The organism is Paractinoplanes rishiriensis (genome assembly GCF_016862375.1).
Taxonomy (GTDB): Bacteria; Actinomycetota; Actinomycetes; order Mycobacteriales; family Micromonosporaceae; genus Actinoplanes; species Actinoplanes rishiriensis.
Map to the genome: position 1 here is coordinate 1 of NZ_BOMV01000137.1, position 8,439 is coordinate 8,439.

At 74.1% G+C, this 8,439-nt stretch carries 2 protein-coding genes; both read right to left on the bottom strand.

Annotation, left to right across the window (positions count from 1 at the left end):
- The coding region (locus tag Ari01nite_RS49095; protein ID WP_203791618.1) for a non-ribosomal peptide synthetase at window positions 1–3,631 on the bottom strand (3,631 nt) is incomplete at its 3' end.
- Window positions 3,628–8,427, bottom strand: a complete 4,800-nt coding sequence (locus Ari01nite_RS51245) for a non-ribosomal peptide synthetase (protein WP_275410972.1) — start codon at window positions 8,425–8,427, stop codon at window positions 3,628–3,630. The genes Ari01nite_RS51245 and Ari01nite_RS49095, both read right to left, overlap by 4 nt.
- Window positions 8,428–8,439: the final 12 nt, after the last annotated feature.

The window sequence follows — 8,439 nt, forward strand, 5'->3', positions numbered from 1 at the left end:
ACGCCGGCAGCACTGCGGCACACCGCGCCCGGTAGGCGACCGTGAGGTCGCGGGCCAGCGGCCGCATCGACCAGGCGTCCGCCGCGACGTGGTGGGCGACCAGCAGCAGCACGAACTCGTCGTCGGCCAGCCGGAACAGCGTCAGCCGGACCGGCAGTTCACCGGACAGGTCGAACTGGTGCGCGGCGGCCTCGCCCAGCTGCCGCGGCAGGTCCGCCGCGGTGCTCTCGGCGACGGTGAAGACCGAGGTGATCGCGGTGACCGGCAGCACCACCTGCACCGGCCCCGCCGGGTCCTCGGCGAACACCGTACGCAGGCTCTCGTGCCGGACGATCACATCGCCGAGCGCCAGCTCCAGCGCGGCGATGTCGAGCCGGCCGCGCAGACGCATCGCGATCGGCACGTTGTAGGTCGCCGACGGGCCCTCGAGGCGGTTGAGGAACCACAGCCGCTGCTGGGCGAAGGACAGCGGCACCCGCTCCGGGCGCGGCACGACCGCCTGCACCCCGCCCCGGCCGGCCCGCGCGGTGTCGAGCCGGCGGGACAGCCCGGCCACGGTCGCCGCGTCGAACAGCTCGCGCACCGGCAGCTCCACGTCCAGCACCGAGCGGATCCGGCTGACCAGCCGGGTGGCCAGCAGCGAGTGGCCGCCCAGGTCGAAGAACGAGTCGTCGATGCCCACCTCGGGCACGCCCAGCACCTCGGCGAACAGGCCGCAGAGGATCTCCTCGCGGGCGTCCCGCGGACCCCGGCCGCCGGCCGCCACGGTGACCTCGGGCGCGGGCAGCTTGGCCCGGTCCACCTTGCCGTTCACGGTCAGCGGGAACTCGTCGACCAGCACGATCGCGGCCGGCACCATGTAGTCCGGCAGGGTCCGGGCCAGGGCGGCCTTCAACCCGGCCGGGTCGAGCGCCACGGTGGACTGCACGTAGCCGACCAGGCGGGCGTCACCCGGCTGGTCCTCCCGGACCACCACCACCGCGCGGCCCACGCCGGAGAGCCCGGCCAGCACCGACTCGACCTCGCCCAGCTCGATCCGGAAGCCGCGCACCTTGACCTGGTCGTCGGCCCGGCCGACGAACTCCAGCACGCCGGACTCGGTCCAGCGCACCACGTCGCCGGTGCGGTACATCCGGGAACCGGCCGGACCGAACGGATCGGCCACGAACCGCTCACCGGTCAGCGCCGCCCGGCCCAGATACCCCCGGGCCAGGCCGGCACCCGACACGTACAACTCGCCGGCCACCCCGACCGGCGCCGGCAGCAGGCCGGCGTCCAGCACGTACGCGGAGCTGTTGACGATCGGGGTACCGATCGGCGGCGCGGTCTCCAGGTCGGCGCGCAGCCGGGAGCTCATCGTGGCGCACACGGTCGTCTCGGTCGGCCCGTACGCGTTGATCATCCGGCGGCCCCGGGCCCAGCGGCGCACGATGTCGGAGCCGCTGGCCTCGCCCGCGACGATCACCGTGACCCGCGGCGGCACCGATCCGGCCTGCATCGCGGCCAGGGCGCTGGGCGGCAGCGTCACGTGGGTGACCCGGCGCGCCTCGATCAGGCCGGTCAGCGGCTCACCGGGCATGAGCCGGTCGTCGACCGCCATCACCACGGCCGCGCCGGAGAGCCAGGTGACCATCAGCTCGGACACCATCGCGTCGAAGCCCGCCGAGGCGAACTGCAGCACCCGCGAGGCCGGCGTGATGGCGAACGTCTCGCGCTGCCCCTCGACCAGGCTGGGGACGCCGCGATGGGTGACGGCCACGCCCTTCGGGGTGCCGGTCGATCCGGAGGTGTAGATGACGTAAGCGAGCTGGTCCGCGTGCAGCGGCGCGGTCCGCTCGGCGTCGCCGAGGTCGGTGTCCGCGCACGCCTCGACGGCGGCGGCGACGTCCGGCGCGTCCAGCAGCACCGGGTCTTCGGCGGGGATCCGGCCGGCGTCCGCGGTGGTGGTGAGCACCAGGCCGGGCGCGGCGTCGCCGAGCACGAAGCCGATCCGGTCGGCCGGCGTCTTCAGGTCGATCGGCAGATAGGCGGCGCCGGTCTTGAGGACGGCCAGCACCGCGACCGCGAGCTGCGGCGACCGGGGCAGCGCCACCGCCACGCAGCCCTCCGGGCCGGCCCCGCGCCCGGTCAGGTAGCGGGCCAGGCGGTTCGCCCGGGCGTTGAGCTCCACATAGGAGTACGTCACGTCCTCGAAGACCAGGGCGGTCGCGGCGCCGTCCCGGGCCACCTGGCTCTCGAAGAGGTGAGGCAGCGGCTCTACGGCCACCTCGCGGGCGGTGTCGTTCGGCTCGGCGACGAGCCGGCGGCGCCCGGCCTCGTCGAGCGTGTCGATCCGGCCGGTGGGGTGGCCCGGCCGGTCCAGGACGCTGTCGAGCACCCGTCGCAGGATCTGCACCACGTCGGCGGCCCGGTCCGGGCGGAACGCGTCCGGCCGGTAGTCGAGACGCAGGTGCAGGCGGGCGCCGGGGGTGACCACGAGGCCGAGCGGGTAGTGCGAGGCGTCGTGGTAGTCGACCGAGATGCCGCGCAGGCCGGCCGCCTTGGCCACGGCGTCGAACCGGGCGTGGTCGAGCGGGTAGTTCTCGAACACCATCGAGGTGTCGAACAGTTCGCCGCCCAGGCCGGTGAGCGAGCTGATCCGGCCGAGCGAGAGGTACTGGTGGTCGAAGGTGCGGAGCTGCTCCTGCTGGATGCGGGTCAGCAGGGCGGCGAGCGGCTCGGCCGGGCGCAGCGCGATCCGCAACGGCACCGTGTTGATGAACAGGCCGACCATCCGCTCCACGCCGGCCAGCTCGGGCGGCCGGCCGGAGACGGTGATGCCGAACACGACGTCCTGCCGCCCGGTGATCCGGGCCAGGGTGAGCGCCCAGGCCGCCTGGACCACGATGTTCGGGGTGACGCCGAGCTCGCGGGCCTGCCGGTTGAGCCGGGTGGTGACGTCCTCGGGCAGATAGACGTGGATGCGCTCGGGATCCGCGGCGCCGTCGGTGCCACCGGCCGGACCGACCAGGGTCGGTCCCGCCAGGCCGGCCAGCGCGGCCTGCCATTCCGCCTCGGCGACCTGCTGGTTACGGCCGGCGAGCCAGGTCAAATAATTGCGGTACGGCGGGGACGGCTCCCCGGCCGCGCCGATGTACCGGGAGAACAGGTCGTCCAGCAGCACCGGCATCGACCAGCCGTCGAGGATGATGTGGTGGTTCGTGATCACGAACCGGTACCGCTCGTCGCCGAGCCGGATCAGCTGGAACCGGATCAGCTGGGCGACGCCCAGGTCGAACCCGCCGGCCCGGTCGGCCAGCAGGGTCTGCTCGACGGCCTTGTCCTGGTCGTCGCCGTCCAGATGCCGCAGGTCCACCTCGGTCCAGCACAACGGCGGGTCGCGGTGGATGAGCTGCACCCACTCCCCCGACTTGCGCTGCCGGAAGGCGGCCCGCAGCGCCGCGTGCCCGCGGACGACCTGGGCGGCGCACTCCCGGAACCGGACGGTATCCAGGCCGCCCTCGAGAACGATCGACAGCTGTTCGGTGTAGGTGTCCTGGGTCTGCTCGTCGTAGACGCTGTGGAACAGCAGACCCTCCTGCAGCGGCGACAGCGGAAGGATGTCCTCGATACTGCGTGCCGGCTGGCTCATTCGTTACGCTCCCCGTGCGCGTAGAGGTCAAGCTCAAATTCGTCGATTTCGTCCTGGGTCATCGCGACCAGCGACACGTCCGACGGCGTGAGGCCGCCGGCGTCCGGGCTGTCGGCGTGGGCCACCAGCGCACGTAGCGCGGTGAACCACAGCTCGGCCAGCCCTTCCACCTCCGCGGGCCCGACCAGCCGGCCGGCGAAACTCCAGGTCGCCCGCAGCTCGGCACCGTCGGCACCCTCGAAGGCCAGCGCGTTCAGCTCGATGACGTGCGCCAGGCGCATGCCCGGGTCGACGCCACCGGCCCCGGCGCCGTCCGGCAGCACCGCGAAGTCGCCCCGCTGGGGTTCGGTCCACCGGCCCAGGTAGTTGAATCCCAGCTCGACCCGGCCGGCCGTCGCCAGCTGGGCGGCGGTCTCCGGGTTGAGGTAGCGCAGCAGGCCGTGGCCGAGTCCGTCGTCGGGCACCTGCCGCAGCTGTTCCTTGATGGACTTGAGGACCTGCCCGGCCGCGGCACCGCCGGCCCACGCCGACGCCCGGTCGAACACCCCGGCGTCCAGCCGCACCGGATAGAGCGTGGTGAACCAGCCCACCGTCCGTGCCAGGTCGAGGCCCTCGCCCAGGTGGTCGAGCCGGCCGTGGCCCTCCAGGTCCACCACGAACGGTCCGCCGGCACCGCCCCGGCCGCGCTGCCACTCGTCGACGGCCAGCGCGAGGCCGGCCAGCAGCACGTCGTTGACCCCGGCGTTGAACACGGCCGGCACCCGGGTGAGCAGCGGCACGGTCACCGACGCGGGCAGCACCAGCGACACCCGCCCGGCCGTCGCGTGGGTGTCCTGCGGCTCCAGTTCGCCCAGGCCGAGGCCGGTCCGCCCGGCCGCTACCGACTTCCAGACCGGCAGCTGACCGACCCAGCGCGGCGACACCGCCTGCTCGGCGAGCCAGGACGACCACCGCCGGACGGACGTGCCCACCGGAGCCAGCCCGGCACCCTCGTAAGCGGACACCAGATCCGGGACCAGCACCCGCCAGGACACGCCGTCCACGGCCAGGTGGTGGATCATCAGCAGCAGCCGGCCGGGCGCGTCCAGCCCGGCGTCGAAGTACACCGCCCGCAACACGGTTCCGGTGTGCGGTGCCAGTTCCTCGCGGGCCTCGACCGCCCGGGCCGCGACCACCTCGTCGACGCCCGAGGCGGACCGCCCGCTGACGTCCACCCGGGACAGCACCGTCGCGGCGGACACCGAGCCGACCGGCTCCACCCGCATACGGAACCCGTCCAGCAACCGCAGCCGCAGCGCATCATGGCAGTCCAGCAATGCCTGCACCGCGGTCCGCAGCCGGTCCCCGTCCGCCCCGGCCGGCACCGACAGCACCAGCGACTGGGCGAAACCGTCGATCGGGCCGCCCAGCTCGGCCAGCCAGGCCACGATCGGCGTCGGCGGCATCTCCCCGACGCCCACGTCCGGCACCACCGGGCCGCCGGCACCGGCCAGGCCCGCCAGCCGCGCCACGGTCTTGCCCTCGAAGACGTCCCGCGCGGACAGCACCACGCCGACCGCGCGCGCCCGGGAGACCAGCTGGATCGACATGATGCTGTCGCCGCCCAGGTCGAAGAACGAGTCGTCGACGCCCACCTCGGCGACGCCCAGCACCTCGGCGAAGAGGCCGCAGAGGACCTCCTCGTGCCGGTCCCGCGGCCGGCGGCCGGCACCGCCCGCGGCGGTGACCTCCGGCGCGGGCAGCTTCGCCCGGTCCACCTTGCCGTTGACGGTCAGCGGGAACTCGTCCACCACCACGACCGCGGCCGGCACCATGTAGTCCGGCAGTCGCTCGCCGAGGAAGGACCGCACGGCCGCGGCCAGCGCGCCGGCCTGGCGGGGCGCCAGCGGGTCGTTGGTGTACCGCGCCGGCGGCAGCAGCGCGTCCCGGCTCGCCGGGTAGACGTCGGTGAAGGCCTGCGGTTCGCCCGCCGGCACGAACACCACGTCTATGCGGTCGGGGGCGACCCGTGACCAGGTCACCAGCGCGCGCCGGCCGAGCCGCCCGGCCAGCTCGTGCAGCTCCTCGGGGTCGATGCCGGGCTGGTCGGCGCCAGCCGCGACCTCGGGTAGCGAAGCACCCGCGGTCAGCCGGCGGGCGATCTCGGCCTCGCCGGTGACCCGCGCGTTCGGCACGCCGGTCAGGCGCACCGCGGGCCTCTCGCGGATGAGTTCCTCGGCGTTCGACCGGTCCGTCCAGGCGAACGCGGGCAGGTCCGCGAGCCGGGTGGTCCCGGCCGGCGACCGGTGCACCACGACGTCGTACCGGTACCGGGTCAGCTCGTTGTGGTGCCGGCCGCGCTTGAGCCGCACGTCCAGACCGGCGATCAGCGGCTCCTCGGCCGCCAGCGAGGCGAAGAAGTCCGGGTCGACGAGCAGTTCCCGCTCGGCCGTGCGGGCGTGCTCGGCGGCCGCCCGCACCAGCGACGCGGCCTTGCTGCCGGCCTGCCGCACCTGGGCGGTGGCGTGCAGCGCGTCCAGCAGCCGCGGGTTGCGCACGTCGCCGAGGAACAGCCGGCCGCCCGGCGCGAGCAGGCGCAGGGCCTGGCGGATCACGTCGGCCAGGTAGTTGCCGTCCGGGAAGTACTGCAGCACCGAGTTCACCACGACGGTGTCGAAGTGGCCGGCCGGCAGGCCCTCGGTGTCGTGCGCCGGACGGCACCGCAGCGTGACCCGGTCGCGCAGCTCCGGCCGGTCGGCGAGCATCCGGTTCATCTCGTCGACCGCGGTCGGCGAAACGTCGGTGCCCCAGTACTCGTCGCAGTCCGGCGCGATCCGGGACAGCAGCAGGCCGGATCCGAAACCGATCTCCAGCAGCCGGCGCGGCGCGAGGTCGCGCAGCCGCTGGACGGTCGCGTCCCGCCACTCGCGCATCTGCTCCAGCGGGATCGGCTCGCCGGTGTAGGTGCTGTCCCAGCCGATGAAGTCCTCGCCGAAGGTGCGCCCGCGGCCGTCCTCGTAGAGGCTGTCGTAGATCGTCTGCCAGTCCCCGACGTGTTCCAGCGGCAGGTCGGCCGGCGCCGCGGCGTCGTCGTGCCGGGCCGGCGTCACGTACCCGGCCAGGCGGGCCTCCCCGGCCGGCGACCTGCGCACGGTCACCAGCGCCCGGCCGACGCCGGGGTGGGCCAGCATGGCCGCCTCGATCTCGCCGGTCTCGATCCGGAAGCCGCGGATCTTCACCTGGTCGTCAGCCCGCCCGACGAACTCGAAACCGGTGCCGGGCAGCCAGCGGACCCGGTCGCCGGTGCGGTACATCCGGCTGCCCGCCGGGCCGAACGGGTCGGCCACGAACCGGGTCGCGGACAGGCCGGGCCGGTTCAGGTAGCCGCGGGCCAGGCCCGGTCCGGCCACGTACAGTTCGCCCGCGATCCCGGGCCGCACCGGGTGCAGGGCGGCGTCCAGGACGTACATCCGCAGGTCCGGGATCCCGCCGCCGACCAGGCTGCGGGCCTGGCCACCGGCCAGCTCGGCGGTCAGCGGCCGGTAGGTCACGTGCACCGTGGTCTCGGTGATGCCGTACATGTTGACCAGCACCGGGGCGTCGTCCGGGTGCCGTGCGTACCAGGCGGCCAGCCGGCGCAGGTCGAGCGCCTCACCGCCGAAGATCACGTAACGCAGGGCAAGGTCTTCCCCGGTGTCCGCGGCGGTCAGCTGATAGAACGCCGACGGCGTCTGGTTGAGCACGGTGACCCGCTCCCGCGCCAGCAGACGCAGGAAGTCCTCCGGCGACCGGCTCACGTCGTACGGGACAACCACCAGGGTGCCGCCGTACAGCAGCGGTCCCCACAGCTCCCAGACCGAGAAGTCGAAAGCGAACGAGTGGAACAGCGTCCACACGTCGCCGGCACCGAACGAGAACCAGTGCTCGGTCTGGGTGAACAGCCGCACGACGTTGCGGTGCGTGACCACGACGCCCTTGGGCCGGCCGGTGGATCCCGAGGTGTAGATGGTGTACGCCGGGTGATCCGGCCGCAGCACGGCGGACCGCTCGCCGGCGGCCAGGTCGGTGTCCGGCCGGGCGGCGACCGCAGCCGCGGTGTCCGCGTCGTCGAGGCACAGCAGCGTGGCGCCGGCGCCGGTCAGCCGGGCGGCGAGGTCGGTGGTGGTGACCAGGACGCCGGGCCGGGCGTCGGCCAGCATCAGGCCGATCCGCTCCGCCGGGTAGCTCGGGTCGATCGGCAGGTATCCGGCGCCCGCCTTCACCACCGCCAGCAGCGCGACGACCAGGTCCGCCGAGCGGCTCAGGGCCACCGCGACGTGGTCCTCCGGCCCGGCGCCGGACGCAACGAGCTGCCGGGCGAGCCGGTTGGCGCGCGCGTTGAGCTCGGCGTAGGACAGTCCGGCGCCGGCGAAGCGCAGCGCGGTCGCCTCGGGCGTACGCCGCACCTGTGCCTCGAACAGCTCGGGCAGGGTGGCGCCGGAGTCGCGGGCGTCCGGCCGGGCGGTGTCGTTCCAGCCGGCCAGCAGCCGGTCGAGGGCGTCCTCGCCGACCACCGGCAGGCTGCCCACCGGACGCTCGACGTCGGCGGCGATCGCCCGCAGCACGCCGGCGAACCGGTCCGCCGCCGCCCGCACGGTCGCCTCGTCCAGCACGTCCGGCCGGTAACGCAGGTGGAAGCGGAACGCGTCACCGGGCACCGCCACCAGACCGATGGCGAAATGGGTGGAGTCGCTGATCCGCTCGTTCGACAGCCGCAGCCCGTTGACCCGCGCCACCTCGCCGAGCGCGGCCGCGTCGACCGGGTAGTTCTCGAACATGATCGACGTGTT